Below are 24,993 nucleotides of genomic sequence, written 5' to 3'. Positions count from 1 at the left end.
GGGCCGGGAGTCATTCATAGTGAGTATCAGCAATAGTAAGGTTCGCGATGCAACATACGCGAAGTCGTACCACCAGTACAGTTTCATGGCCAGCGATCATCAGTTTAAAAAAACTCACCACACAGGCAGGACTGATTCAGGTCAATGCTGCTCCCCAAAAGTAAAGCTATCGTGCGTCATTGCGCGTGTTTTCCGTGCTTATCCCCCAGAGGCATCTTATTGCCACAATGAAATGTCAGCTTGTTATTCTGGAGTCAGGGTTGATGAAGAAGAAGAACGGCACGCCAATGCCTCACGATGCAACGTTTCGACAATTTCTCTCGCAGCCCGAGATTGCACGTGACTTTATGGAATTGCATCTTCCCGCCGAATTACGCGCTATTTGTGATCTGAATACATTGAAACTGGAATCCGGCTCTTTTGTGGAAGACGACCTTCGCCAGTATTTCAGTGATGTTCTCTACAGTCTGAAAACGACACGAGACGAGGAGGGCTATATCCATGTACTGATCGAACATCAGTCCTCCCCGGATAAACTGATGGCTTTCAGATTACTGCGGTACGCGGTGGCGGCCATGCAACGTCACCTTGAAGCCGGCCACAAAAGTCTGCCGCTGGTGATTCCTGTCCTCTTCTATACCGGGAAACGTAGCCCCTATCCCTACTCGACCCGTTGGCTCGATGCATTCAGCGATCCCGTACTGGCAGCCCGACTCTATGCCGAACCCTTCCCGCTGGTGGATGTCACCGTGATTCCTGATGAAGAAATTGCGGGTCATCGCAGTATGGCCGCGCTGACACTGCTCCAGAAGCATATCCATCAGCGTGATTTTGCGGAGCTGATGGATACGCTTGTCCCGGTATTGCTGGCAGGCTATCTTTCTTCATCACAAGTCATATCATTGATACACTACATTGTGCAGACAGGGGAAACTTCGGATGCCGAAGCCCTGGTCAGAGAACTGGCACAACGTGTGCCGCAACATGGAGACGAACTAATGACCATCGCGCAGCAGCTCGAACAAAAAGGCATCGAAAAGGGCATTCAGCTGGGACATGAAGCGGGGCGTTCTGAAGGGGAACGTGAAGCCACGCTGAAAATTGCCCGTACTATGTTGCAAAACGGCCTGGATAACGAGACGGTAATGAAAATGACGGGTCTTAATGCGGATGATCTGGCGCAGATCCGTCACTGAGGATCCCCTTGACCGGTCAGTGATAAAGAGCCGCTTTTATCACCGTTGAGAGACTCACTATCCGTAATATCTTATCTGGAACGGCGCGCTTTCCTCTTTGTGTTTTAGCCTTCCTGCGAGTAAAAGCTGTCGCATCATTTCTCATCACCGCGCGCTGAAAATATTTGCCTTAGGGCATTGTATATTGCAAAACGCCCCTTTATTGTGTGGTTAAAATATATCGATAATGAAGTTAACCTTTTGTAACTAAATTAATCGAAATAAAGAAGCTTTTAATTTTTTAACTATTTTCACATTAACTACGCAATAACAATATTTTAAACTTTCGGGACTTTTTTTAACTACTTCTCCACGTTAATTGTAGATTCCGAATGATTAAATCAACTAAATTCGTACCTGCACTTTCGCTTGCAGCGTTACTCGTTTCTTCAGTCACCCATGCTGAAAATTCACCAGAAAAAACAGACGTTCTGCTGATCGGCGGCGGTATCATGAGTGCTTCTCTGGGCACCCTGCTGGAAGAGCTACAACCGGGCTGGAAACAGATCATGGTTGAGAAGCTTGATGGTGTGGCACTTGAATCCTCGAATGGCTGGAATAATGCCGGTACCGGCCACTCCGCCAATATGGAACTGAACTACACGCCTGAGCGTGCTGATGGTTCTATTGACGTGACCAAAGCGCTGGAAATTAACGAAGCCTTCATGATCTCCCGCCAGTTCTGGAGTTCTCAGGTGAAAGACGGCGTGTTAAATAACCCGCGTTCATTTATCAACTCTACGCCGCATATGAGTTTTGTATGGGGCGATAATGTGGATTATCTGACTAAGCGCTACGCGGCGTTGCAGAAAACCGTCCTGTTCCAGGGTATGCAGTTCTCCACCGATCACAAACAGATTGCGCAGTGGGCACCTCTGGTGATGGAAGGTCGCGACCCTCAACAAAAAGTGGCGGCAACCTGGACGCCTGTCGGGACCGACGTTAACTACGGTGAAATTACCCGTCAGTTGATTGGTAGCCTGAAGAAACATGATAATTTCCGTCTGGAAACGTCTTCTGAAGTCACTGACTTCAAACGTAACAGCGATAACTCCTGGCACGTGACCATCAAAGATGCCAAAAATGGCGGCGAACGCACGGTAGACGCAAAATATGTGTTCATCGGCGCGGGCGGCGGTGCGCTGAAGTTACTGCAAAAAACCGGCATTCCCGAAGCGGATAATTATGCAGGTTTCCCGGTTGGCGGCTCATTCCTGGTCACCAAAAACCCGCAGATTGCTGAGCGTCATTTAGCCAAAGTTTACGGTCAGGCTTCTGTGGGTGCGCCACCGATGTCCGTTCCACATCTTGATACACGCTACTTCGATGGCAAACGTGTCGTGTTGTTTGGACCTTTCGCCACGTTCTCAACCAAGTTCCTGAAAAACGGTTCGCTGTTTGACTTGCTGAGCTCGACGACGACTCACAACTTTATGCCAATGACCCATGTGGGCCTGGATAACTTCGATCTGGTGAAATACCTGATTGGTCAGGTCATGTTGAGCGATGATGACCGCTTTGCTGCGCTGAGAGAATACTATCCTGATGCGAAGAAAGAAGACTGGACGCTGATCCAGGCCGGTCAACGTGTACAGATCATCAAGAAAGATGCAGAGAAAGGTGGCGTGCTGAAACTCGGTACAGAAATCGTGACCGATCAGCAGAAAACCGTTGCTGCACTGCTGGGCGCATCGCCAGGCGCATCAACCGCTGCACCTATTGCGATTAACGTTATGCAGAAACTGTTCCCGGAGCAATTCAAGTCTGCGGAATGGCAGGAAAAAATCCGTAAAATTGTTCCTGCTTACGGTCAGAAACTGAACGACAATCCTGCACTGACACAGCAGGTGTGGGATGAAACGGCTGCAACGCTGCAGCTGACGAAGCCACCGGTTATTAACATGGGCACTAAGCCTGCTGAAGCTCCCGCGGCGAAAAGTGATAAAACACCTGAACCAGCGAAGCACGATATGGCGCTGTAAAGCCATAATATGAAAAAGCCCGCGTCATCACTGACGCGGGCTTTTTTACGTCTGAAGCGTGCGCGCAATCTTCATCAGGTTTTATCACGGCGCCAACTGGACCACGGATCTTCATCGGATGACGGTGTGGAATCCGGTTGCGCGTCATCCCGTGAAGCCAGGTACAGGGCTTCCACTTCAGCGCGCGCCCAGGGCGTCCGGCGAAGAAACTTCAGACTGGACTTCACACTGGGATCGTTTTTAAAACAGTTGATATTGATACGCTTGCTCAGTTCAGCCCAGCCATATCGTGCCACCAGGCTGTTGACCTGCATTTCAAGTGTAATACCGTGCAGGGGATCGTTAGAGACGTGAGCGGTCATAGTCTTTCCGGTAAATGCTGTAAAAGTCTTATCCTGCAGCACGATGCTGCGTGGCGCAAGTCAGTTCAGTCAGGGGCGCTGTGGGGCGACATTGTCCACCGGCACGATAAGCCTTGCGGACAGTCTTCACAAATAAATAAGGCCGGTAAAAATTACCGGCCTGAGTCAGGCAGAATAAGAAAGGCTTACAGCAATGACTGTGCTGTTTTCTCCAGGAGTGCCAGCAGGACAGTAATGTCCTCCAGGGTCACCGTTGGGTTCAACAACGTCATTTTCAGGCAGGTCATACCGTTATGCTCGGTCACGCCGACATTGGCCCGGCCGGATTCCAGCAATGCATCGCCGATGCGCTGGTTGAACAGCGCAATGTCAGCATCGCTCCAGCCCGCGGACTGATGTGGGCGATAACGGAACAGGACGCTCGCCAGCTGAGGTTTCATTACCAGCTCCAGCGCATCCTGCTGTTCAATAAACTGCGCAACCTGCTGTGCCAGCGTGACGCCGTGATCGATAATTTCGGCATACTGTTTCTGGCCCAGCGCTTCCAGTCCCATCCACAGCTTCAGCGCATCGAAACGGCGCGTGGTTTGCAGAGATTTTGATACCAGGTTTGGTACGCCCTGTGCCTCATCAAATTCAGAGTTCAGGTAAGCGGCCTGATAGCGCATCAGCTCATAGTGACGGGCTTCTTTTAACAGGAAAGCGCCACAGCTGATTGTCTGGAAGAATTGTTTATGGAAATCCAGCGTAACGGAATCCACCAGATCCAGACCATCCAGGTAATGACGATATTTCTCGGACAGCAGCAGCGCGCCGCCCCAGGCCGCATCAACGTGAACCCAGATGTGCTGCTCAGCCGCCAGCCTGACGATCTCACGTAACGGATCGATAGCACCCGCATCCGTTGTGCCCGCCGTCGCGACAATCGCCAGCACCTGCTCGTTGTTGGCTTTGGCCTGTGCCAGTTTCTGAGCCAGGTCCGTCATATCCATGCGCGCAAACTCGTCGCATTTCACCAACGTGACCGACTGGTAGCCTAAGCCGAGCAGGGCCATATTTTTCTGCACTGAGAAGTGCGCGTTTTCCGAACAGAAAACTTTGATTTTTTTCAGATCGCCAGTCAGGCCGTCCTGCTGCACGGAATGACCCTGACGGGCAAAGAAGGCATCGCGTGCCAGCATCAGCCCCATCAGATTGCTCTGCGTGCCGCCACTGGTAAAGACGCCTGCATCACCCGCCTGATAACCAACCTGCTCGCGCAACCACTCGATCAGCTTCATTTCGATAAGCGTGGCAGAAGGTGCCTGATCCCACGAGTCCATACTCTGGTTCGTGGCGTTGATCAGTACTTCAGCGGCCTGGCTGATAACCAGACTTGGGCAATGTAAATGCGCAACACACTGTGGATGATGAACAGACAGGCTGTCTTTCAGGAAATACTCAATCGCGCGCTCAATGGCGGCCTGGTTACCCAGGCCTTCTGGATTAAAGTCCAGCTTGATGCGTTCGCGGAGTTCTGCAACCGTTTTGCCCTGATACATTTCAGGCTGTTCCAGCCACTTAACAACGGCCGCGCTGCTTTGAGCGATAGCCTGCTGATAAGCCTCTGTGCTTTGCACCGAGGACGCCAGAATAGGATTTGACCGTGACATCGAACTTACTCCACTTAAACTGCTTCGACGCCTGCGGCAAGCAGGGCGTTTTCAAACTTATCCAGGAAAACCTGAAGCTCATCATGGTTGATCAGCAGAGAAGGCAGCAGACGTAATACGCTGCCGTGGCGGCCGCCACGCTCCAGAATCAGACCATTTTCGAAGCATTTTTTCTGCACCAGCGCAGACAGATCGCCATCAGCCGGGTAGCAGCCCATGTGATCCTGTGCTTCGTTTGGTTTGACCATTTCGATACCGATCATCAAACCCAGACCACGGACGTTGCCAATCGCCGGATAACGTTTTTGCAGCTCGGCCAGTTTGCCTTTCAGCCACTCACCTTTTTCTGCCACGCTGTCAGCGATGTTGTTTTCTTTCAGCAATTTCAACGTTGTCAGACCGGTTGCCATGGCCAGTTGGTTGCCACGGAATGTACCGGTATGGTGGCCAGGCGACCAGGCATCAAATTGCTTTTTAATACCCAGTACGGCTAATGGCAAACCGCCACCGACGGCTTTTGACATAACGATAATGTCGGGTTCAATGCCGGCGTGTTCAAAGGCAAAGAATTTACCGGTACGGGCAAATCCGGCCTGAACCTCATCCAGGATCAGCAGAATGCCGTGCTCCTTGGTGACTTTACGGATACGTTGCAGCCACTCTGCTGGCGCAGGATTGACGCCGCCTTCACCCTGAACGGCTTCCAGGATGACCGCAGCCGGTTTACGTACGCCACTTTCAACGTCGTTGATCAGATTTTCGAAGTAGTAGGTCAGCGCTTTAACACCGGCTTCGCCGCCAATGCCCAGCGGGCAACGGTAAAGGTGCGGATAAGGCATGAACTGCACTTCCGGCATCATGCCGTCCACGGCTTCTTTCGGTGACAGATTACCTGTCACTGAAAGCGCACCGTGGGTCATGCCATGATAACCGCCGGAGAAGCTGATCACGCCTGAACGGCCCGTGTGTTTTTTCGCCAGTTTCAGCGCGGCTTCAACTGCGTCCGCACCAGAAGGACCAGTGAACTGCAGGCAGTACTCTTTGCCCTGACCCGGTAACAGAGAGAGCAAATATTCTGAGAACGCGTCTTTTAATGGCGTGGTCAGATCGAGAGTATGTAACGGCAAGCCGCTGGTAATGACATTTTGGATGCTTTGCAGTACGTCAGGATGATTATGACCCAACGCAAGCGTTCCGGCACCGGCAAGACAGTCAAGATACTGTTTGTTCTCAACGTCTGTGATCCAGACGCCATTAGCTTTTGCGATCGCTAACGGCAATTTACGCGGATAACTTCGAACATTTGATTCAAACTCGGCCTGGCGGGCCAGATAAGACTCATTGTTACCGTTTAATGTATTCGCATTCAAACTATCAATACGGACTTTATCCGTCATCATATCTCTCCTACAACCGGGCGTGGCATCACGCTGCAGTTGGATAAGTGAATAAAATTTAGAACTCATGTTAAAAACGCGGCCAATATATTGTTTTTTAACACAGGACTCAATGATTAATTTTATGTCTTTTTATTAATTCATTTGTTATATAAAACAGTTGCTTACCGTTAATTTCGTCACTAAGTAAGCAACTTTTCTTAAAACAGATAATCAATAAAGTGCCAAAAAACACGCGCTTATCGGATCACGCATGCGTTTTACTAAGTAAAAATAAAGTGTGTTAGCAACCGTTTCGGTGCGGATAAGCGATAAAATTTGAGATTAATCAACCATCAAAATGTAAAACGTGCGCCATAGAGATGAAACAATATAAGGATAAGAGTAAATATAATTATAACTTCTGTTTAACATTCCTTTAATGTCGGTGGGCGTCAACCCCACGCTGTTGTTGCGGATACGGTTAACGCAGCAGTTTTACAAAGTGATGAATATCAGACATCACCTGCTCGACTCTCTCAGGCGAAGACTTAATACTGAGCAGATCGGCATAGCCATTCAGCATGGCGTTGAGCTGGCGTGCGCTGCGCGCAACATCCTCAATCCGAAAGTATCCCTGTGCGACGCCAGCCTCAAGAATGCGACAGAGCAGGGCATCCCAGCCGGCCGTAATTTTATCGGCCAGTCCGGCATAATCATCGTGATGGCCAGCCATCTGCCACACTGAAGCATAAAGTTGCCAGCCGGAATCCGCCGCATCAGGAATATGTCCTTCGATTAAACAGTATAGTTGCTGCTCAGGATCCAGCGCGGCCAGTTCACGGGCGAAGTCGTCGAGTTCGCCCTGCATAAAGCGCTCCAGCGCCGTTAAGGTCAGCGTGTGCCAGTCAGGAAAATAGTGATAGATATGACTGCGTGAAATGCCCAGCGTCGCGGTGAGCTCGCGTGTGGTGGCCTTTTCGAGCCCCTTTTCAAGAAAAAGCGCGACGGCGCCCGCCAGAATTTTTTCTTTCAGTGTTTCCCCGGCGGTTTGTGTTGATGCTTGCATCCTGACTCCTGAATTAACTTTGAGCAATCACGCAATTATGATGCGCTGGTACTTGAGCGACCGCTCAGTTTTAACAGTTTACGAAAAGAAAATCATGTGTTCTTCCAGAGCGACACTACCGAATACCGCGCCACATACCGCCATCGCAACCCTGAAAACGCTGGGGCGACCTCACAGTAAAAAGTTGACTCTCACCCTGTTGCGGGTCATGGCGGAAAATGTCTCCTGTTTGCTTTACCCGCTGTTAGCCGGGTTCGCGATTAGTGCCATTATCACCGGACATGCGCTCCAGGCCATGCTTCATGCGGTAATGGCCTTTACAATGTGGGAAACGGTGCGGCAAGGCGTAGCGTGGAAACCCGAATTTTTGCACGGATCTATGTAGAGTTGGCGGTGCCGGTGGTCGTGGCGCAACGCGAAGCGTAATGCCTCAGCGATTGCTATCCGTGTGACGCTGTCACGTGAGTTTGTCGACTTTTTTGAGCTGCATTTGCCTGTCTTGATAACATCCGTCGTCCCATCAGCGGTGCCGCCATCGTGTTGCTGGCAATTGCGTTCTGGACGGGCGTCGGTTGCCCGATCATTTTGCTGAGCCTGGCATGTTTCCTGCCGGGATTCTCACACAAAAATAAAGCCTTGTCTGGCCGGCTAAATAACCGACTGGAAAAAGAGATCAGCTTGCCGCCGGCACAACACGCAGGACAGCCTGACGTAACAGGTTCACACACCTCACCCGTCTCAACAGTCAGTACCGCTTCGTATCAAATTTGTTTACTATCCATTTAATATATTCATAACCCAAATAACCATCTGGTTTAACGACTGCCAACAGGATAACGCTGTCCAGGCGCTGGTGAAGGATCACACAGCATCATGCTGGGTTTACCGCTGACAGGAAAAAGATTTCTTGCATGCCTAACGTAAAGGACAGTGGCTGGCTTGTCGATAGAGTTAATCAGAGCAGGTCGTCGCAGTCATCACTTCGTCAAGTTTAGCGATGACGTAAGGCAAAGCATCCAGGACGCGATGCATTCTGGCAACACACTATTCGTATGCCAAAGAAGGATTTGCTGCCAGAGAAAGGCAGCTTTTTGACTGGATAATATGATGAATCACTATTCACGCCGACGCGTGCTGAAGATGGTTGGGCTTGTCGCTGTGGCCAGTGCGACCGGCCATCTGTTCCCTTTGGCGCCTCTCAACGCCGCGCAACCGAACATGCAGGCAGATGCCCTTGATGTGTTTATGCTGGTTTCACAGCAACTGACACAACAGAACGAGCTCAATGACACGGTAGGCAGTGCGCTGTTTGATGCGTTCAGTCAGACGCAGAAAAACTTCAGCGCGGCACTTTTTCATCTCAGCAACCTGTTAACGCATCAGCCCGACCTGTTACAACAGGCACGCCTGCAGTTTGCTGAAACTGAGGCGGCAAGCGCCAGGCTGGCCGGGGCGATTCTGAGCAGCTGGTATACCGGCATTGTCGGCAAAGGCAAAAATGCGCGCTATATCACCTATATCAACACGCTTGCGAATCGGGTCGTTAACGACAAACTGGTTCCACCGAGCTTCTCCTATGGCGTTTGTGGCAGTTGGGCGAGCCAACCGTGACCCTTTTCAAGAGTAATGTTATCCATGAAGAAGAATAATTCGGCTGATGTGGTCGTTATCGGCGCAGGCGTGAATGGCGCGTTGCTGGCGACGCGTCTGGCGAAAGCCGGGAAGTCCGTTATCCTGCTTGAATCCGGACCTAAGATCAGCCGTGGAGAACTGGTGGAGCGCTTCCGCAGTTCTGCCTTTAAGTCTGACTTTATGTCACCGTACCCCTTTTCACCGATGGCACCCCAACCGCGCTATACCCCAGAACCCAATGATTACCTGCAGCAACTGGGGCCTCAGGCATTTAATGCGCAATATATTCGTATTTTTGGCGGCACCAGCTGGCACTGGGCGGCTCAGTTGTGGCGCTTTGTCCCGAATGATTTTCAGCAACATTCGCTGTATGGCGTGGGAAAAGACTGGCCGATTAGCTATCAGGATCTGGAACCTTATTACTATGAAGCCGAAGTCATCGCTGGCGTCGGCGGATCGCCGGACAACGGCTCGCCTCGCAGTAAGCCGTTTCCGATGGAACGGGTGCCGGCCTCCTGGTTGCAGCAACGTGTCACGGCCCGACTCGCGCCAGACTTCACCGTACTGGATGACAGTACCGGCCGCAACAGCCGAAGTTACGATGGCCGACCGGCCTGCTGTGGAAACAATAACTGCATGCCCGTGTGCCCCATTGACGCGCAGTATCACGGTGGCCTGGCCGCTCAGCAGGCGGAAGACAGCGGCGTACAGGTAATCACTGAAGCTGTCGTTTATCAACTTGAGCACGATGCGCAGGGGCGGATTGTGGCCGCAAACTATTATGACTGGAATAAAACCCGCCATCGCGTGACGGCGCAGACATTTGTTCTGGCGGCCAATGCGATTGAAACGCCTAAGCTGCTGCTGATGTCCACCAGCGAGAGATTCCCACAGGGCATCGGCAATGCCCGGGACACTGTGGGCCGTAACCTCTGCGATCACCCCGCGATTGGCGTCACGTTTGATGTGGATGAAGAAATCTGGCCCGGACGCGGCCCCGTCAGCCCGTGCTCAATCGGGCAGTTCAGGGACGGTGAGTTCCGTCGTGAACACGCGCCATTCCGTCTGGATATTTCCAATGCCTCGCAGGTCGCCGCGGTGACGAAAGAAGTGCTGGAGGAAGGCTATTTTGGCAAAAAACTTCAGGAACAGATTCGCTTCCGTGCGGCACGTCGTCTCAGCATAAAGAATGCCCTGGAACAGCTCCCGGATCCCACCAACCGCGTCACGTTAAGCAGTAACAAAGATGCTCTTGGGCTGCCTACCCCGGCACTGTACTGGAATGTGGACGAGTATGTGCAAAAGGGCACGGCGAAAACCCGTGAATGTTATGACGCGATTGCCGCAAAGCTGGGCGCGACCAATATTCGCCACAGTAAAAGCGGCAAATTTTCTAATCGCCAACATATTACTGGCACGTTGTCGATGGGCCTGGATCCCGCTACCAGCGTCACGGATGCCTGGGGACGGGCGCACGATCATGAAAACCTGTTTATGGTGGGCACTGGCGTGATGCCCACGGTCGGAACCTGTAATGTCACACTGACCGCGATGGCGCTTGCGTTGCGCACGGCTGATAAAATTTTGCAGGAGACGCAGCATGGATAAGTTACTGAGGCGCCTGGTGGTGCCGATTGCCCTTATGCTCAGCCTCATGCAGACCACTGCGCATGCCGAAAGCCAGGGCGATCTTATTAAGCGGGGAGAATACCTTGCCGTAGCCGGGGACTGCGCGGCCTGCCATACAGAAGAGGGCAAAGCACCGTTTACCGGTGGCCATGCGATTGGCAGCCCGTTAGGGATCATCTTCAGTACCAACATTACGCCTTCAAAAACGGCAGGCATTGGTCACTACAGTGAGAAGCAGTTTGCCGATGCCTTACGCAAGGGCATTCGCGCGGATGGCAGCCATCTTTATCCGGCCATGCCGTATACCGCCTATGCCCGGATTAACGACAGCGATATCTCCGCGCTTTATGCCTATTTTATGTACGGTGTAAAAGCAGATGATACACAGCCAGAAAAAACGGCGTTGCCGTTTCCGTTTAATCTCCGCTTCAGCATGGCGGCGTGGAATCTTCTGTTCCTTGACGGCAAGCCTTTTACTCCCGATCCCAGCCAGTCTGCTGAATGGAATCGCGGCGCGTATCTGGTGGAAGGGTTAACCCACTGCAGCACCTGCCATACGCCACGTAATTTCCTGATGGCGGAGGAGTCGGATAAATCGTTACAGGGCGCTTCTCTCGGGACCTGGTATGCGCCAGCGATTACGTCTGCTGCGTTACAAAGTGACGATCAGTGGTCACGCGAGTCGCTGGCAGCCTATCTCGCCAGCGGTCACGCCGATAATGGTGCAACGGCGGCCGGTCCGATGCTGGAAGCCATCGACAAAAGTTTTTCGCGGATGACGCCGGACGATCGGGCCGCTATCGCGACCTACCTGTTGCCTGCTGTCGATCACGAAGACGACAGCACGGATGCCGATGCCGACAGCGAGGAGCCCACTGTCGGTCTGACGCCCGTCACCGGGGACGATACACCTGATATGTTATCGGATATGACGGACGGCGAGCAGATTTACCGTAATAACTGCGCATCCTGCCATAACCTGGAAGGACAGGGACTTAACGGCCTGCCTGCCTTAACCAAACATCCGGTACTGGAGAAATCCAATGCGGATAACGTGGCGATGGTCATACTGGACGGTGTCTGGCCTGCAAAAGGGCAGGGCATGCTCAGTTTTGCCAAGACCTTAAATGACACACAAATTGCCGATGTCACGAACTACGTGATGCAGGACATCGGCAACAGTGCAGTGCGCATCACTCCGGAGCGCGTGAAAGCATTGCGTCAGGGCGGTGAGCCTTCACTGCTGCTGCCGTTGGTCCGGGGGGCGATGGTCGCAGGCGTGCTGGTGGTCATTGGGGGGCTGTTTTGGTGGTGGCGTCGTCGACGTTAAGGCATCTTCCCCTCTGTCTCTGAGGGCAGAGGGGAAACCTGATAATCAGCTCACTCGCCCTGCCGCATTATGCTTCCACCGCCGGAGAAGATTCTCTTTCCTCTCGCTGACATGCACAGCATGCGCGTGAAAGCGTAACCGTCATCTACACTAAACACAGTTGGCAGAAATGGCCTGTGTGGTTGTCATTGTTAACATGTTATTTCTGATATGTTGCGGTATCCCATAGCGAAAAAACGGTAAACCGGCATGGAATTACGTCGTAAAAAAGATGCTGCAATGATGCGCCTTTCCCCGCTGCTCAGAAGCATAACACTGGCCTGTAGTTTACTGACGCTGGGCGTGATTGTGGTTAATGCCTGGACGCTGCACATGGACTGGCAGAGAACCGTCCGGTCAACCGAGGAGCGTGCGATTGATCTCTCTGTCGCACAGGCCCGTCAGGCAGAAGATACCTTTTTGCAAATCGAACTTTCTCTGCGCGAGGTACAGCGCGTTATTCAGTCCCAGCCCGGAACGGATATTGACGTGGCGGAAGTCAATAACATCATGCGCACCTTACAAAGTCGTCTTCCTCAACTGGAGGACATGTTTTACTTTGACTCACAAGGGCGATGGACAGCCAGTTCGCTTACTGAGATGCCCAAAGGAAATAACAATGCTGACCGGGAGTATTTTATTTTCCATAAACATAATCTTCGTAGCAGCGTGCATGTCGGTCCGGCGCTCCGCAGCCGCAGCTCGGGACGCTATGTCATCCCGGTATCCTTACGGATTAATGACGACTATGGCGGCTTCAAAGGTGTGCTGCTCGCCACGATTAGCATTGATTATTTCCGCCATTATTACGATTACTTTGTTATCGGCCCGCAGGATTTACTGGTGCTTATGCTGGCAGACAGTACGGTGCTGTATGCGCGCCCGTTGCCAGACAGCTATATCGGCAAAAACCTCTCCTCCAGTCCACTTTTCCATCAGTTATTAGCCAACGCCGAGCGCGGAAGCGGCCAGTGGAAAGCCGAACTGGATGGCGAAAAGCGAATATTTGGTTTTGTCAGCTCCAGCCGTTATCCGGTAGTTGTGACCGCGGGATTTGATACCAAACGGCTTTTTTTAGAGTGGATGCAAAGCCGCGTGCAGGGGGTTTTACTGAGCCTTGTATTGCTGGTGGGCATTATTCTGCTCTGGATATTTATCCGGAATGAAGCCAGGCGCAGCCTGCGTTATCAACTTGAACTGACGCATCTTCGCGATGAGCTCACCGCCGCGAATCAGTCGCTGAAGAGTCTGGCAAACGCGGACGGGCTTACAGGGCTGGCAAATCGTCGCTATTTCGATCAATTCCTGAAAAAAAGCCTGCTCCATGCGCGCAGCAGCGGCGGGCCGATGTCGCTGATCCTTTTCGATATCGACTATTTTAAACGCTACAACGATACTTATGGCCATGTGTCAGGTGACGAATGCTTACAGCAGGTCGCCCAGATACTGAAAACATTTGCCCAACGTCGCACGGATATCGCGGCCCGTTATGGCGGCGAAGAATTTGCGATTGTGTTGGCCGATACGTCGGCCCGGGATGCGTTGACCGTTGCCTTAAGTGTGGTCGAGACCGTCAGACAACGGGCCATACCTCATGTCTCAACGGGGCTCACAACGGGTTGCGTTACGCTCAGTGCGGGGGTGGCGGCTACGGAGGCTGGCGAAGGGCCAGAGCATGCAGAATCACTGATCAAGCGTGCGGATGATGCCTTGTACCGGACAAAACACGAAGGGCGAAACGGTGCTAGTCTGTAACGTCGCGCCATTCAGTGCCGCTGCCCGGATTAGCACCGGGCAGTGGTGTCTTACTTGTCGCTACCGAAGCCTTGCTTATGCAGTGCGGGCAGGACTTTGGGGAAATAGATGTGTTGGTAATAGCCACTCACGCTGTCACTCCAGCTTTCGCCGTCGGCGCGGCCTGTATCTTTCCAGTGCTGCACCATCTCGGCGTTATAGTGGGCAATCTGTTGTTCCAGGCCTTCGGTATGGTAGCTTTCCTCATGACGGAAAGTCTGCATTGGCAGGCGTGGCTTCTGAAACGCGGGTTGATCAACATAGCCGATAACCACACCTGCGACCGGGAAGGTATATTCTGGCAGGTTAAGCAGTTCGATCATGGCGTCAGGATCGCGGCGGATACCACCAATCGGCACAATGCCCAGTCCTTCTGAACGGGCTGCAGCCATGATGCTTCCCAGGGCAATACCCACATCCGTCGAGCCAGAAACAATACTTTCAATGCTTTGCTGGGCAATTTGCTCTTTGCCTACGGCGGCCATCGCCATCCGTGATTTATGCATATCCAGCACCACAGTGATAAAGACAGGGGCTTTAGCGATCCACGGTTGGCCGCCCGCGATTTGCGAGATAGCCTGGCGTTTAGCCGGATCGCGTGTCACCACCAGAGAAACCTGCTGTGAGTTTACGGAGGTAGGCGCGCGATAAGCAGTGCTGATTATGCGATCCAGAATGGCATCATCGACCGGCTGATCGGTGAAGCTGCGTTCGCTTTTGTGACGGGTAAACAGGTTAATTATCTCGCTCATCATCTCTCCTGACATCATCCTTTAAAAATCGTGTCGTGAGGATAACAAAAGAGTGCGCTGTGCTCTTTAACCGTACTGGCTTTCACCCGCCAAAACAGGTTAACTGCCTTCAAACGAATCAGATCAGGTCCTGTCAGCAGCACGGCACGAAGGGCGTCGATAGCCTGTCGGCACAACGCTTAACCGTCTCTGCACCTTGCAGAACCGTTAGCCGCCATAATCACATCACGTTCTGTCATTATGCTGACACTTTTCAGCCATAAATCTTTCATTTTGCTCCGCTAGCTTACTGCCATTCTCATTGGCAGAGCGGCGAAGCTATGAGCCATTTGGCGCTTCACAACATCACTAAACGCTGGGGCGAAAAAACTGCTCTGGATAACATTTGTTTCGAAGCGGAAAAAGGAACCTTTGTAGCGCTGTTAGGTCCGTCAGGCTGCGGTAAGTCGACGCTGCTTCGGACGATCGCCGGACTGGAAACCGCGGATGAGGGAACGGTCAGTTTCAGTCATCGCGATATCACGCACCTGCAGCCATCAGAGCGCAAACTTTCGATGGTTTTTCAGTCGTATGCGCTGTTTCCGCATCTCAGCGTTCGCGAAAATTTGCTGTTTGGTTTAAAAGCGCGCGGTGAGGACAGGCAGACATTTGCTGGCCGCCTGAGCCGCGTCAGCAAATTAATGGAACTGGAGACGTTGCTGGATCGGTTACCTGCACAGCTTTCGGGCGGCCAACAGCAGCGCGTTGCACTCGGACGTGCCGTGATTGCCAACAACACCTTATGCCTGATGGATGAACCCCTTTCTAACCTTGACGCGAAACTGCGCCAAAGTATGCGTCGCGAAATTCGTGCGCTGCAGAGAGCGCTGGGCCTGACGATGCTCTATGTCACCCACGATCAGACGGAAGCGATGAGCATGGCTGACCGCATCATTCTGCTGAATGATGGCCGGATTGAGCAGCATGATACGCCAGACAACCTGTATAACAATCCGGCCAGTATTTTTGCGGCGCAGTTTATCGGTGCGCCGCCCATGAATATTCTGCCGCTGACCTCTGTCAACGGCAGGCACTTTTTGAGCCAGCTCACTCAGCCTGTGGTCAGCGAGTCGTCTGAGACGGCGCTCAGTCTGGGGATCAGGGCGGAAGATATCCAGTTCATTGATCCTCACAGTGCGGGGTTGACTGCCAACGTCGTGAACTACGAATACATGGGCGCTGATACGTTAGTGGTCTGTCAGCTAACAGGCAGCCAGGCCGTTTTAACCGTTACCGTGCCGGGCATGAAACGTTTTAACGAAGGTCATCTGACCGGGTTGCAATGGCCTGTCGATAAGCAATACCTGTTTTCCACTGCGAGCGGTAAACGCTGTTTACACGCTGAACAGCAGATGTCTGCCTCTTTCAAACAATACGCCGTTTAACTTTTACCTAAGGGAAAATCATGCCAGCCATTCGTCTGTCACGTTTGCTTTCAGCCTTACTTATCGCGACGAGCACGGCAGTCTTTGCCGCCGAGCCGGTCAAACTGCAAATGTATTACCCTATCGCGGTCGGTGGGGAGATCAGCCATACCGTGGAAGCGCTGGTGGCCGATTTCGAAAAAATTCATCCTGAGGTCAGCATTCAGCCTGTTTATACCGGTGACTACGCCACAACGGTTACGAAAGCCTTAACCGCCTTTCGTGGCGGGAATGCGCCGCAAATGGCGGTCATTGGTGATATCGAAGCCTACTCTCTGATGGATGCAGGGGCTATTGTGGCGGCCAGCGATCTGGCTCAGGATGACGCCGGTAAAAAATGGATCGACAGCTTTTACCCCGCTTTTTTGCGCCACATCAACGGCAAAGTCTGGGGCGTGCCTTTTCAGCGCTCGACGGTGGTGTTGTACTGGAACAAACAGGCGTTTGAAAAAGCGGGTCTGGCTGCTGATACAGCGCCTGCGAACTGGCAGCAGGTGGTGGATTTCGGTAAAAAACTGGTCGTGAAAGACGGCGATAACGTCAGTCAGTGGGGCATCGAAATCCCGACGACACCCAATGGTTACTGGGTTTTCCAGGGTTTTGCGGCCACGAATGGCGCGCATCTGGATAACGGCAAGGGCACGGCGGTCTATTTTAATACGCCCAACAATGTCGAAACGCTGCAATGGCTGACCGATTTAGGCCAGAAGGCGGGCGTTTCCCCGAAAGGCGCGATTGCCTGGGGCACGACGCCACAGGATTTCCTCAGTGGCAAAACGGCCATGATGGTTACCACCACCGGCAACCTGAGTGTGGTGCGCAAAAATGCCAAATTCCCGTTTGGTGTTGCCATGTTGCCTGAAAAAACACAGCGCGGCAGCCCAACGGGCGGCGGTAATCTCTACGTTTTCAAAAGTGCTTCACCAGAACAGCAAAAAGCCGCCATGGAATTTATCCGTTGGGTCACCGCGCCAGAGCAGGCGGCGCGCTGGAGTATTGCGACAGGCTATGTCGCTACCTCCCCGGCAGCATGGGAAACGCCAGCGATGCAAGACTATGTGAAGCAGGTTCCTCAGGCGCTGGTCGCTCGTGAACAACTGAAATATGCCCAGCCTGAACTCTCTACCTACAACAGTGTGCAGATACAGGAAGCCCTGAACCATGCCATTGAGGCGGCGGTGACGCAGTCTAAAACCCCGGCTGAGGCACTGGAAGCGGCACAGAAGCAGGCCGATCGTTTACTGAAGGCCTATCAGTAAGGGGATGGCGATGAACATGGCGGCAACAGCAACGCCCGCACCGCGTGTGCGGCGCGGTTCACTTCAGCTGTGTGGCTATTTGCTGATTTTACCGGCGCTGGGTTTTCTGCTGCTGTTTACCCATTATCCTGCGCTGGCAACGGTGTGGGAAAGCCTGTTCAGCGCTGCCCGTGCAGGTCATCCGGCCCACTTTGTCGGGCTGGATAACTACGCTGCGCTGCTGGATGATGATGTGTTTATCCGGTCGCTGTGGAATAACCTGTTGTATGCCTTGATCACTATACCGCTTGCGGTTTCCCTGGCGTTACTGATGGCCCTGGCCGTTAACCGACGGCTGGCGGGTAACGCCGCTGTGCGTGCAGCCTTCTTTATTCCCTCTCTGCTGCCGATGATAGCCATCGCCAATCTGTGGCTGTTTTTCTACACACCACAGCTGGGACTTCTGAATAAGCTGCTTGCGCTGTTTTCTGTCGCACCGGTTAACTGGCTCGGCGAACCCGGCACGACGCTCGGGTGCCTGATGGCCGTTTCTGTCTGGCGCGAGGCTGGTTTTTTTATGATTTTTTATCTGGCTGCGTTACAGCAGATCGATCCGCGCCTCAGCGAAGCTGCACAAATCGAAGGGGCGTCAAAGGGGTATTTTTTTCGCCGCGTCCAGTGGCCGCTACTGATGCCGACAACGTTGTTCGTGCTGATTAATGCCTCAATGAATGCATTTCGTATCGTCGATCAGGTGATTGCGATGACCAACGGTGGCCCGGACAACAGCAGCAGCCTGTTACTGTTTTATATCTACCGTACGGCATTCAGCTACTGGGATCTCCCTGCGGCAGCGGCGATGACCGTCGTATTGCTGCTGATTTTAGCCCTGATTGCGGTGCTGAAATTTTCCCTGTTGGATAAGCGAGCGCACTATCAATGAAGCCTGAATTCTCTGCGGGCCGACTGTGCCTGAATATGGTTATCTGGCTGGCGGCGCTGCTGTGGTTGTTACCGATACTGGTGGCGTTGTGGGTAGCGGTTCACCCGGCGGCCGATCAGGGAAGCTTCTCGCTGTGGGCACCCCTGACGCTACAAAATTTCACGGATGCCTGGCACGCCGCGCCCTTTGGCCGCTATTTCCTGAATACCATATTGCTGGTGGTCATGATTGTGGTGTGTCAGCTTATCCTGGCCACGATGGCGGCGTACGCGCTGGTCAGGTTTCGCCTGAAATATTCGGGTTTTCTGTTCGCGCTTATCCTGTTACAGCTGATGATAAGCCCGGATGTCCTGATCCTGAATAATTACAAAACCATTGGTGCGCTGGGCTTGCGCGATACGTTGACCGGCATTGCCTTGCCGTATTTTGCTTCAGCATTTGCGATTTTCTTGCTGCGCCAGACCTTTAAAAGCATCCCTGTGGTGCTGGAAGAAGCGGCCATTGTAGAGGGCGCCAGTCGGTTTTATATCCTGCGCAAAATCTATATTCCGCTGGCCAGGCCAATCTATATCGCTTTTGCACTGGTCTCCATTAGTTTCCACTGGAATGATTTTCTGTGGCCGCTGGTTATTACGGATTCTGTAAAAGTCCGTCCGTTGACGGTAGGACTGCAGTTATTTTCGGCACCGGAGCAGGGCGTGCAATGGGCACTGATTGGGGCGGCAACGATCATGACAACGCTGCCGCTGTTGCTGTTGTTTCTGGTGTTCCAGCGCCAGTTTATCCAGTCATTTATGCGCGCAGGCATTCGCTAAGGAAAATAACATGTTAACGCCGCACACTCTCAGCCCGTCACAACGTACCTTGCTGGCGGATATTGCGTCGCTGTATCAGCCGCCATCGTTACGTGCGTTGCCCGTCAGAGATAATGGCATCCGTTTTGGTCTGCTTGCCGATCCTCAGTATGCTGATGTGGACCCGGATATCAGCAACAATCTTTACTACCGCAATGGCCTTAATAAACTCAGCCAGGCCATCAAGGCATTCAACGCGGAGCCGCTGGATTTTGTGGTGACGCTGGGCGATCTGGTGGATCGCCACTGGCAAAGCTATGCCGCCATACTGCCGGTGTTTGCCCGGTTACAGCATCCGCATGCTGTGGTACTGGGCAACCATGATGCGCAGACCATCGCTGAACGACTAGATAATCAGGCTCCCTTACCCAAAGGCTATTACGCTTTCCGTTTTAACGGTTGGCGCTTTGTTGTTTACGATGGCAACGATATGAGCCTGTACTGTAATACCCTCAACGGCCGAGATCGTGAAGAGGCCGCAGCCTTGTTAGCGCAACTGCAACATGACCAACAGCCTCAGGCGCAGCCCTGGAACGGTGCCGTTGGCAGGCAACAATTCAACTGGATTGAACAGCAGCTACAGGCTGCCCAACAGTCACGGGAAAGCGTGATTGTTTTTGGCCACTATCCGCTGGCACCCGTAACCACGCACCGCCTGATGAATGCCCCCGCGCTGGTGGCGTTATTCACACGTTATCGCGTACGCGCCTGTTTTGCCGGGCACGATCATCGTGGAGGTTATGCCTGTATCGACGGGACGGAATTTTTCACCCTGAAAGGCATGCTGGATGGCCCCACAGCGGTGCCCTTTGCGTGGGTTGATATCACGGGTGACCAACTCAGGGTGTCCGGTTTTGGTGGAGAAATCAGCCGGGGCTAGCGTTTTGTGGGTGCGGGTTCAGCGTGTCTGATGCAGGGGAAACGCGAACAGCGCTGTGTTATGCATTTTAGTTACATCATACTTTAACGATTTCCTGCCAGGGTGCCGGCATCAACTTTCGCGGCAAAATAGCGTTAGCAGCAGATAATCTGCGAACATACCTTTTCGCGGAAAACCCGCTTTCATCGGCCCGCCAGAAGTGTGTGCTATCCGTGACAGCGTAACGAGAAGCGGCAGCAGGGCAGAGATTAACGTGCAGTCTAATAAGGAAAACCCCCAGTTTCTTCACCACTATCACCTTGTTCATTCATCTGGCGGGGTGAATTCTTTGCACTGATTAGCGACTCACACCAGTGATGCCGCGCCTGAGGTAAAGCGTTCCGGTCCGTCACAGGCCAGCAAAGTGCGCTTTGATCGACTCGCAGAGTGATGCGGCTGCAGGGGATAACGGTTTTTCAGCACAGTGCAGGCTGACGCCAATCGTGCCCATCTCCGGCAGAGCTGATGTCAGCAACGTTAGCGAAGACGGTAAGCCCATCTGTGTCCGCAAGGTAATACCCAGCCCCGCCTCCGCGGCGGCCCATATTCCGCTCAGACTGCGGCTGGTGAACGCAATGCGCCAGGGAATATTTGCCCTGTCTAACGCCGCAGTGGCGGCGCTACGCATAAGGCAGGGCGCGTCAAAGACCAGCAAGGGTAGTGGTTGTTTAGCGTCCAGCAGACTCTGGACATCAAAACCCTTTACGCTGATCCAGTTGAGCGGCAACGCGCCAAGTGACTGACTGTGCGCTGTCGACTCCTCGCCTTGCCAGCAGAGGGCGACGTCAATCTCGTGCTGTCGTATTGCGGTCAGTAAGGGCTGATTGCGGCTTACGGATGCTGAAATTTGCACGTCGGGATGCGCACGCGAAAACTGACCCAGAACGGCAGGCAGGAATGTTTCGCCAAAATCTTCCTGCAAACCCAGCCGCACTTCTCCGCCAATCCCGCTGGCCCTGATGGCGGCACAGGCTTCGTCATTCAGGCTCATCAGCCTGCGCGCATAGGCAAGCATAATCTCACCCTGCGCGGTAAGCGTCAGATGCCGTCCTGACTTCTGCACCAGCGCTGCTCCCGCCTGGTATTCCAGTTTCTTTAGCTGAGCGCTCACCGCCGAGGTTGATCGGCCCAGGCGCTGCGCGGCAGACGCAAAGCTCCCCAGTTCAATACCGGTCACAAACGTACGCAGGCTTTCTGCATCAAACGTCACGGGCCTTTTCGCCATTCTTATTCATCCCATAAAACGGGACTGTTTGTCCCAATATTTCTGATTTTATAAATCATCGCCGCATTTTATCTTTTTATCACACCCACAGAAGGAAAGAGAAATGAATCCCATACCGTTAACGCGCGAAAATCTGGCTGAGATCGCGCCCAGGCTGGCAGCGTTGAGTGAAGACATTTTATTTGGCGATATCTGGCAGCGCGACGGGCTTTCACCGCGAGACAGAAGTCTGATTACTGTCAGTGCGCTTATTGCGTTAAACCGACCCGAACAACTGAGCTGGCATCTGAAACTGGCTCGCACGAATGGCCTCTCTGAGGCTGAGCTCACGGAAATGATGACCCACCTGGCCTTTTATTGCGGCTGGCCGGCGGCTGTTTCCGCCCTCACGGTTTTTAAAAACACGCCCTCAGAGTAAGGAATATCTATGCCCGTCAGTCGTATTGCGATATCTGAACACCGTATTGAACAGTGGCGTGAGGCTATCTCCACGGCGTTACAGGACGCATTCGAGACCTCTTTTTCTGTGCCGCACGGGGATTGTTTTCAGTTCTTTGACAGTTATCACCGGCATACACGTATTTTTGACCGGCACTATTTGTGCAGCGCGCAGACGGGCCGAAGTGATGACTTTCTTCTGTTTCACATTACGGCAGGGAAAGCGCGTAGCCTCGCACAAAAGCAGGCTTTTTATGCAGATTTGAATGCGCGTCTGGTAAAGGCGATTGGCATTAATCCGGCTGACGTCATGATTGTCGTGAATTTCAGTGACCCCGAGGACTGGTCATTTGGCAACGGCAAGGTGTTTAGTCTGGCCGATATCTCATCACGCTGAGGAGAAAAAATATGCTGGCGATGCAGTACCGTTTTGTTCTTCCCGCTGACTACGATATGACAATCATTCAGCGCAGGATTGCTGACAACGGCAAAAAAATGGATGGCTTTCCAGGCCTGCTGTTTAAAGCTTTTCTTTACGCCTGGCAGAAGGGCGCCGATATGAACGGCCAGGAAAACAGTTATGCCCCGTTTTATCTCTGGCAGGATGCGGACAGTATGCACCGCTTTTTAGCCAGCGAGGGGTTCAAAAGGTTGACGCCGGCCTTTGGCTGGCCGCGTATTGATACCTTTCCGGTGCTGTCTGCCGACATATCGACGGCTATCAGCCAGGCGAGTTGGGCCGTCTGTGAAATCAGCCCCGTACAACCTTACAGCGATCTCGCGCTACTGACTCACCATCGGCCGCTGGACAACGCGCTGGCACGGGTGTCCGCACTGGACGCCTGCGGCTGGCGGCGCCTGACATTCACCTTATGGCGAACGCCGCAGGCCGTCACTTGTCCGGCTCGCGCTTATCAGGTCGGATATATTGCGCGGGCGTGACCGACGGACCGTTACGCTCTGTCACACATTTATCTTACTAACCACATATCTATTAGAACGGTTATATGACTATCTTACTTTATCTGCCGGGTACGTGTGTATGACCTTTCTGTCCGCCCGGCCATGCGGCTAAATATTTCCATTTTTTGCCAGTGAATCTAGTATTAATGTGCATAAGGCACTGTTGCCTGTTTGCCGATGGAGAGAAAAAGAATGTATCAAATGAAGCGCCTGAAAATGCTGACGGCAGCGACGCTGCTGGCGTTAAGCCTGCCTGTGACTTCTGCGTTTGCTGCGCTGGCCGCAGGAGAAACCGCACCGGACTTTAAACTGGAAGCGGCTCTGGCAGGTAAAGAAACGACCTTCTCCTTACAGCAGGCACTGAAAAAAGGACCGGTTGTACTTTATTTCTTCCCGGCGGCGTTCAGCGCCGGCTGCACGCTGGAAGCGCATGCTTTTGCGGAAGCAACCGATGAGTTTAAAAAGCAGGGCGCAACGGTAATTGGCGTGACCGCAGGTAATACCGATCAGATTGCGAAATTCTCTCAGCTTGAGTGTCGCGATAAGTTCACCGTCGCCGCCGATCCGGGTGCCAAAGTGGCGGCCGAATACAAAAGTACGATGGAAATGAAAGGCAAAACTCTGTCTGACCGCACATCGTATGTTATTGCGCCGGATGGCAAAATTTTGCTGAGTTACACCGATAAAAATCCAGAGGCCCATATTCAGAAGACCCTGGATGCCGTGAAAAAATACCGTCAGGCTAACCCGGCTTAATCTCACATCTGGACAGCGCCATCATGTTGACTGCTATCGCCGCCGCGTTTCTGGGCGGCATTATCCTTAATCTCATGCCCTGTGTATTCCCGGTGATCTCGCTGAAGGCCCTGAGTCTGCTGCGCCACAATGCCCAACCCGCACATGCGCGAGCCGAAGGGCTGGCTTTTCTGGTGGGTGTGGTTGTCACGATGGTGCTGCTGGTCAGTGTGCTGTTACTGGCAAGAATGGGGGGCGCTTCCGTCGGCTGGGGTTTTCAGTTGCAATCGCCGCTGGTGATAGCCTTACTGGTGCTAATCATGGTGGCATCGGCCCTCAACCTGTTCGGCCTGTTTGAGGTTGGCTTATCCCTTCAGCGGGCGGGTGAAGTCGGAGGCGAGCGGGGAGGGCTAACCGGATCGGCACTCACCGGCGCGCTGGCCATCGTCGTCGCCACGCCCTGTAGCGCGCCGTTTATGGCCAGCGCCATCGGCTATGCCTTTACGCAACCTCCCGTTATCAGTGTGGTTATTTTCCTTTCACTGGCGCTGGGGTTTGCAGCACCGTTCACACTAATTTCCTTTTTCCCTGTGTTTGCCCGCCTGCTACCTGCGCCGGGTGCCTGGATGATCACGCTCAAACACGGGCTCGCCTTTCCCATGCTGGGGGCGGCGGGGTGGTTGATTTGGGTACTGGAGCGTCAGGCGGGTTCGACAGCCCTGGCAGCCATTCTGACATGCTGCCTGGTGCTGAGTTTTGCCGCCTGGCTGTATGGTATGGCGCAAAAGCGACAGATGATGGGAAGGCGGCACTGGGCATTACACATCGCTACAGCCGCCATGGTCGTTCTGTTAATTCCGCCGTTGTTAACATTGAAAACCGCCACGACAACGCCGGATTCGCCCGATACCGTTGCCGCGGCCGCGGTGGCATGGACACCTCAAAATGTTGAGGCGATAAAAGGTCAGGGCAAACCCGTTCTGGTCAATTTTACGGCCTCATGGTGCATTACCTGTCAGGTTAACGAGCGCACTTCCCTGTCGACGCAGGCGGTTAAGCAAGCTATGGCGCGCACTGACACCATTTATATGATTGCGGACTCTACGAAGTACAATCCTGATGTCGAACAGGCGCTCAGCGACTTTGGTCGCGGCGGATTGCCGCTGTATGTCGTTTACCCTGCGGATGGCGGAAAACCTGTCGTTCTGCCGCAGGTGTTAACCCCGGGCATCGTCATCACGGCACTGCAGCAGGCCAGCGAAAAAGGTAAAAAAACCTGATGGCCTTATTGCTGCGGCAGACCATTAAACCTGCATTCAGGCCTGCGCACGCATAAGGCGGGCCTGAACCTGCACGGCATGCA

At 53.1% G+C, this 24,993-nt stretch carries 22 protein-coding genes and 1 pseudogene; 17 read left to right on the top strand and 6 right to left on the bottom strand.

The annotated features are described in order from the left end of the window. The first annotated feature begins 263 nt into the window (after positions 1–263). Both RAC90_RS17345 and mqo read left to right on the top strand, forming a co-directional pair. The gene (locus RAC90_RS17345) at positions 264–1,196 is read left to right on the top strand and encodes an Rpn family recombination-promoting nuclease/putative transposase (protein ID WP_205952993.1); all 933 of its coding nucleotides are present in this window, start codon (positions 264–266) and stop codon (positions 1,194–1,196) included. 371 nt (positions 1,197–1,567) lie between these two features. Then, positions 1,568–3,217, top strand: a complete 1,650-nt coding sequence (gene mqo / locus RAC90_RS17340) for a malate dehydrogenase (quinone) (protein WP_006122074.1) — start codon at positions 1,568–1,570, stop codon at positions 3,215–3,217. A gap of 74 nt (positions 3,218–3,291) precedes the next feature. On the opposite strand, the gene RAC90_RS17335 is transcribed toward mqo, so the two are convergent. The 4 genes from RAC90_RS17335 to RAC90_RS17320 form a co-directional block, all read right to left on the bottom strand. After that, entirely contained in the window at positions 3,292–3,579 is a 288-nt protein-coding gene (locus RAC90_RS17335; RefSeq protein ID WP_054687883.1) for a VF530 family DNA-binding protein, read from the bottom strand. Between the two features lie 185 nt (positions 3,580–3,764). Next, on the bottom strand, positions 3,765–5,231 hold the full coding sequence (locus RAC90_RS17330; RefSeq protein WP_054687884.1) for an aspartate aminotransferase family protein: 1,467 nt from the start codon (positions 5,229–5,231) through the stop codon (positions 3,765–3,767). 14 nt (positions 5,232–5,245) lie between these two features. After that, positions 5,246–6,628 carry a diaminobutyrate--2-oxoglutarate transaminase gene (locus tag RAC90_RS17325; RefSeq protein ID WP_058702580.1) on the bottom strand — a complete coding sequence of 461 codons (1,383 nt, stop codon included), beginning with the start codon at positions 6,626–6,628 and terminating at the stop codon, positions 5,246–5,248. A 463-nt stretch (positions 6,629–7,091) separates the two neighbouring features. Further along, positions 7,092–7,676 carry a TetR/AcrR family transcriptional regulator gene (locus RAC90_RS17320; RefSeq protein ID WP_039339320.1) on the bottom strand — a complete coding sequence of 195 codons (585 nt, stop codon included), beginning with the start codon at positions 7,674–7,676 and terminating at the stop codon, positions 7,092–7,094. 94 nt (positions 7,677–7,770) lie between these two features. On the opposite strand from RAC90_RS17320, the pseudogene RAC90_RS17315 reads away from it, so the two are divergent. The 5 genes and pseudogenes from RAC90_RS17315 to RAC90_RS17295 all read left to right on the top strand — a co-directional run. After that, positions 7,771–8,354: pseudogene (locus RAC90_RS17315) on the top strand (ABC transporter six-transmembrane domain-containing protein); the annotation flags it as partial. A 429-nt stretch (positions 8,355–8,783) separates the two neighbouring features. Continuing rightward, a complete protein-coding gene (locus RAC90_RS17310) occupies positions 8,784–9,287 on the top strand; it encodes a sugar dehydrogenase complex small subunit (RefSeq protein WP_033742279.1) in 504 nt (167 codons plus the stop codon). Positions 9,288–9,311: 24 nt separating this feature from the next. Further along, positions 9,312–10,916: a GMC family oxidoreductase gene (locus RAC90_RS17305; RefSeq protein WP_058702468.1), complete on the top strand. Its 1,605-nt coding sequence runs from the start codon at positions 9,312–9,314 to the stop codon at positions 10,914–10,916. After that, on the top strand, positions 10,909–12,267 hold the full coding sequence (locus tag RAC90_RS17300; RefSeq protein ID WP_375094256.1) for a cytochrome c: 1,359 nt from the start codon (positions 10,909–10,911) through the stop codon (positions 12,265–12,267). Before RAC90_RS17305 ends, RAC90_RS17300 begins: the two co-directional genes overlap by 8 nt. A 249-nt stretch (positions 12,268–12,516) precedes the next feature. Next, entirely contained in the window at positions 12,517–14,061 is a 1,545-nt protein-coding gene (locus tag RAC90_RS17295; protein WP_058708856.1) for a sensor domain-containing diguanylate cyclase, read from the top strand. A gap of 50 nt (positions 14,062–14,111) precedes the next feature. Here RAC90_RS17295 and RAC90_RS17290 read toward each other — a convergent pair whose 3' ends face one another. Then, entirely contained in the window at positions 14,112–14,852 is a 741-nt protein-coding gene (locus tag RAC90_RS17290) for a nitroreductase family protein (protein ID WP_054687887.1), read from the bottom strand. A 320-nt stretch (positions 14,853–15,172) separates the two neighbouring features. On the opposite strand from RAC90_RS17290, the gene RAC90_RS17285 reads away from it, so the two are divergent. Genes RAC90_RS17285 through RAC90_RS17265 form a run of 5 tightly spaced genes read left to right on the top strand, consistent with a single transcriptional unit; the run spans position 15,173 to position 20,230 of the window. Beyond that, positions 15,173–16,276, top strand: coding sequence for an ABC transporter ATP-binding protein (locus RAC90_RS17285; protein WP_375124577.1), 1,104 nt, complete (start codon positions 15,173–15,175; stop codon positions 16,274–16,276). Between the two features lie 20 nt (positions 16,277–16,296). Then, positions 16,297–17,574 carry an ABC transporter substrate-binding protein gene (locus RAC90_RS17280; RefSeq protein ID WP_039339326.1) on the top strand — a complete coding sequence of 426 codons (1,278 nt, stop codon included), beginning with the start codon at positions 16,297–16,299 and terminating at the stop codon, positions 17,572–17,574. Between the two features lie 4 nt (positions 17,575–17,578). After that, a complete protein-coding gene (locus RAC90_RS17275; protein ID WP_006122086.1) occupies positions 17,579–18,496 on the top strand; it encodes a carbohydrate ABC transporter permease in 918 nt (305 codons plus the stop codon). Further along, a complete protein-coding gene (locus RAC90_RS17270; RefSeq protein ID WP_033742272.1) occupies positions 18,493–19,311 on the top strand; it encodes a carbohydrate ABC transporter permease in 819 nt (272 codons plus the stop codon). The genes RAC90_RS17275 and RAC90_RS17270 overlap by 4 nt, the downstream gene beginning before the upstream one ends. Before the next feature lie 10 nt (positions 19,312–19,321). Further along, positions 19,322–20,230: a metallophosphoesterase gene (locus tag RAC90_RS17265; RefSeq protein WP_033742271.1), complete on the top strand. Its 909-nt coding sequence runs from the start codon at positions 19,322–19,324 to the stop codon at positions 20,228–20,230. Between the two features lie 388 nt (positions 20,231–20,618). On the opposite strand, the gene RAC90_RS17260 is transcribed toward RAC90_RS17265, so the two are convergent. Further along, on the bottom strand, positions 20,619–21,494 hold the full coding sequence (locus tag RAC90_RS17260; RefSeq protein ID WP_058702461.1) for a LysR substrate-binding domain-containing protein: 876 nt from the start codon (positions 21,492–21,494) through the stop codon (positions 20,619–20,621). 103 nt (positions 21,495–21,597) lie between these two features. Here RAC90_RS17260 and RAC90_RS17255 point away from each other — a divergent pair, with 103 nt between their 5' ends. The 5 genes from RAC90_RS17255 (at position 21,598) to RAC90_RS17235 (ending at position 24,910) form a co-directional block, all read left to right on the top strand. Then, the gene (locus RAC90_RS17255) at positions 21,598–21,912 is read left to right on the top strand and encodes a carboxymuconolactone decarboxylase family protein (RefSeq protein ID WP_058702460.1); all 315 of its coding nucleotides are present in this window, start codon (positions 21,598–21,600) and stop codon (positions 21,910–21,912) included. 9 nt (positions 21,913–21,921) lie between these two features. Beyond that, entirely contained in the window at positions 21,922–22,329 is a 408-nt protein-coding gene (locus tag RAC90_RS17250) for a tautomerase family protein (RefSeq protein ID WP_058702459.1), read from the top strand. A gap of 11 nt (positions 22,330–22,340) precedes the next feature. Further along, positions 22,341–22,874, top strand: coding sequence for a DUF4865 family protein (locus RAC90_RS17245; protein WP_058702458.1), 534 nt, complete (start codon positions 22,341–22,343; stop codon positions 22,872–22,874). A gap of 213 nt (positions 22,875–23,087) precedes the next feature. Beyond that, complete coding sequence (locus RAC90_RS17240) at positions 23,088–23,651, top strand: peroxiredoxin (protein WP_058702457.1); 564 nt, start codon at positions 23,088–23,090, stop codon at positions 23,649–23,651. A gap of 23 nt (positions 23,652–23,674) precedes the next feature. Continuing rightward, a complete protein-coding gene (locus RAC90_RS17235; RefSeq protein WP_006122090.1) occupies positions 23,675–24,910 on the top strand; it encodes a protein-disulfide reductase DsbD in 1,236 nt (411 codons plus the stop codon). Positions 24,911–24,993 lie beyond the last annotated feature (83 nt).

The sequence above is a fragment of the Pantoea sp. CS_6 genome (assembly GCF_041954745.1).
GTDB lineage: Bacteria > Pseudomonadota > Gammaproteobacteria > Enterobacterales > Enterobacteriaceae > Pantoea > Pantoea stewartii.
Note: the sequence above shows the minus strand (reverse complement) of the source record. Positions and strands in the feature narration are given on the sequence as shown.

What these genes read in the sequence shown, in the direction of transcription:
- RAC90_RS17285 (WP_375124577.1), top strand. Translation starts at nt 15,173, where the DNA reads ATGAGCCATTTGGCGCTTCACAACATCACTAAACGCTGGGGCGAAAAA.
- RAC90_RS17300 (WP_375094256.1), top strand. Translation starts at nt 10,909, where the DNA reads ATGGATAAGTTACTGAGGCGCCTGGTGGTGCCGATTGCCCTTATGCTC.
- RAC90_RS17310 (WP_033742279.1), top strand. Translation starts at nt 8,784, where the DNA reads ATGAATCACTATTCACGCCGACGCGTGCTGAAGATGGTTGGGCTTGTC.
- RAC90_RS17330 (WP_054687884.1), bottom strand. Translation starts at nt 5,231, where the DNA reads ATGTCACGGTCAAATCCTATTCTGGCGTCCTCGGTGCAAAGCACAGAG.
- RAC90_RS17280 (WP_039339326.1), top strand. Translation starts at nt 16,297, where the DNA reads ATGCCAGCCATTCGTCTGTCACGTTTGCTTTCAGCCTTACTTATCGCG.
- RAC90_RS17290 (WP_054687887.1), bottom strand. Translation starts at nt 14,852, where the DNA reads ATGAGCGAGATAATTAACCTGTTTACCCGTCACAAAAGCGAACGCAGC.
- RAC90_RS17275 (WP_006122086.1), top strand. Translation starts at nt 17,579, where the DNA reads ATGGCGATGAACATGGCGGCAACAGCAACGCCCGCACCGCGTGTGCGG.
- RAC90_RS17325 (WP_058702580.1), bottom strand. Translation starts at nt 6,628, where the DNA reads ATGACGGATAAAGTCCGTATTGATAGTTTGAATGCGAATACATTAAAC.
- RAC90_RS17260 (WP_058702461.1), bottom strand. Translation starts at nt 21,494, where the DNA reads ATGGCGAAAAGGCCCGTGACGTTTGATGCAGAAAGCCTGCGTACGTTT.
- RAC90_RS17245 (WP_058702458.1), top strand. Translation starts at nt 22,341, where the DNA reads ATGCTGGCGATGCAGTACCGTTTTGTTCTTCCCGCTGACTACGATATG.
- RAC90_RS17240 (WP_058702457.1), top strand. Translation starts at nt 23,088, where the DNA reads ATGTATCAAATGAAGCGCCTGAAAATGCTGACGGCAGCGACGCTGCTG.
- mqo (WP_006122074.1), top strand. Translation starts at nt 1,568, where the DNA reads ATGATTAAATCAACTAAATTCGTACCTGCACTTTCGCTTGCAGCGTTA.
- RAC90_RS17320 (WP_039339320.1), bottom strand. Translation starts at nt 7,676, where the DNA reads ATGCAAGCATCAACACAAACCGCCGGGGAAACACTGAAAGAAAAAATT.
- RAC90_RS17295 (WP_058708856.1), top strand. Translation starts at nt 12,517, where the DNA reads ATGGAATTACGTCGTAAAAAAGATGCTGCAATGATGCGCCTTTCCCCG.
- RAC90_RS17335 (WP_054687883.1), bottom strand. Translation starts at nt 3,579, where the DNA reads ATGACCGCTCACGTCTCTAACGATCCCCTGCACGGTATTACACTTGAA.
- RAC90_RS17250 (WP_058702459.1), top strand. Translation starts at nt 21,922, where the DNA reads ATGCCCGTCAGTCGTATTGCGATATCTGAACACCGTATTGAACAGTGG.
- RAC90_RS17255 (WP_058702460.1), top strand. Translation starts at nt 21,598, where the DNA reads ATGAATCCCATACCGTTAACGCGCGAAAATCTGGCTGAGATCGCGCCC.
- RAC90_RS17270 (WP_033742272.1), top strand. Translation starts at nt 18,493, where the DNA reads ATGAAGCCTGAATTCTCTGCGGGCCGACTGTGCCTGAATATGGTTATC.
- RAC90_RS17265 (WP_033742271.1), top strand. Translation starts at nt 19,322, where the DNA reads ATGTTAACGCCGCACACTCTCAGCCCGTCACAACGTACCTTGCTGGCG.
- RAC90_RS17345 (WP_205952993.1), top strand. Translation starts at nt 264, where the DNA reads ATGAAGAAGAAGAACGGCACGCCAATGCCTCACGATGCAACGTTTCGA.
- RAC90_RS17235 (WP_006122090.1), top strand. Translation starts at nt 23,675, where the DNA reads ATGTTGACTGCTATCGCCGCCGCGTTTCTGGGCGGCATTATCCTTAAT.
- RAC90_RS17305 (WP_058702468.1), top strand. Translation starts at nt 9,312, where the DNA reads ATGAAGAAGAATAATTCGGCTGATGTGGTCGTTATCGGCGCAGGCGTG.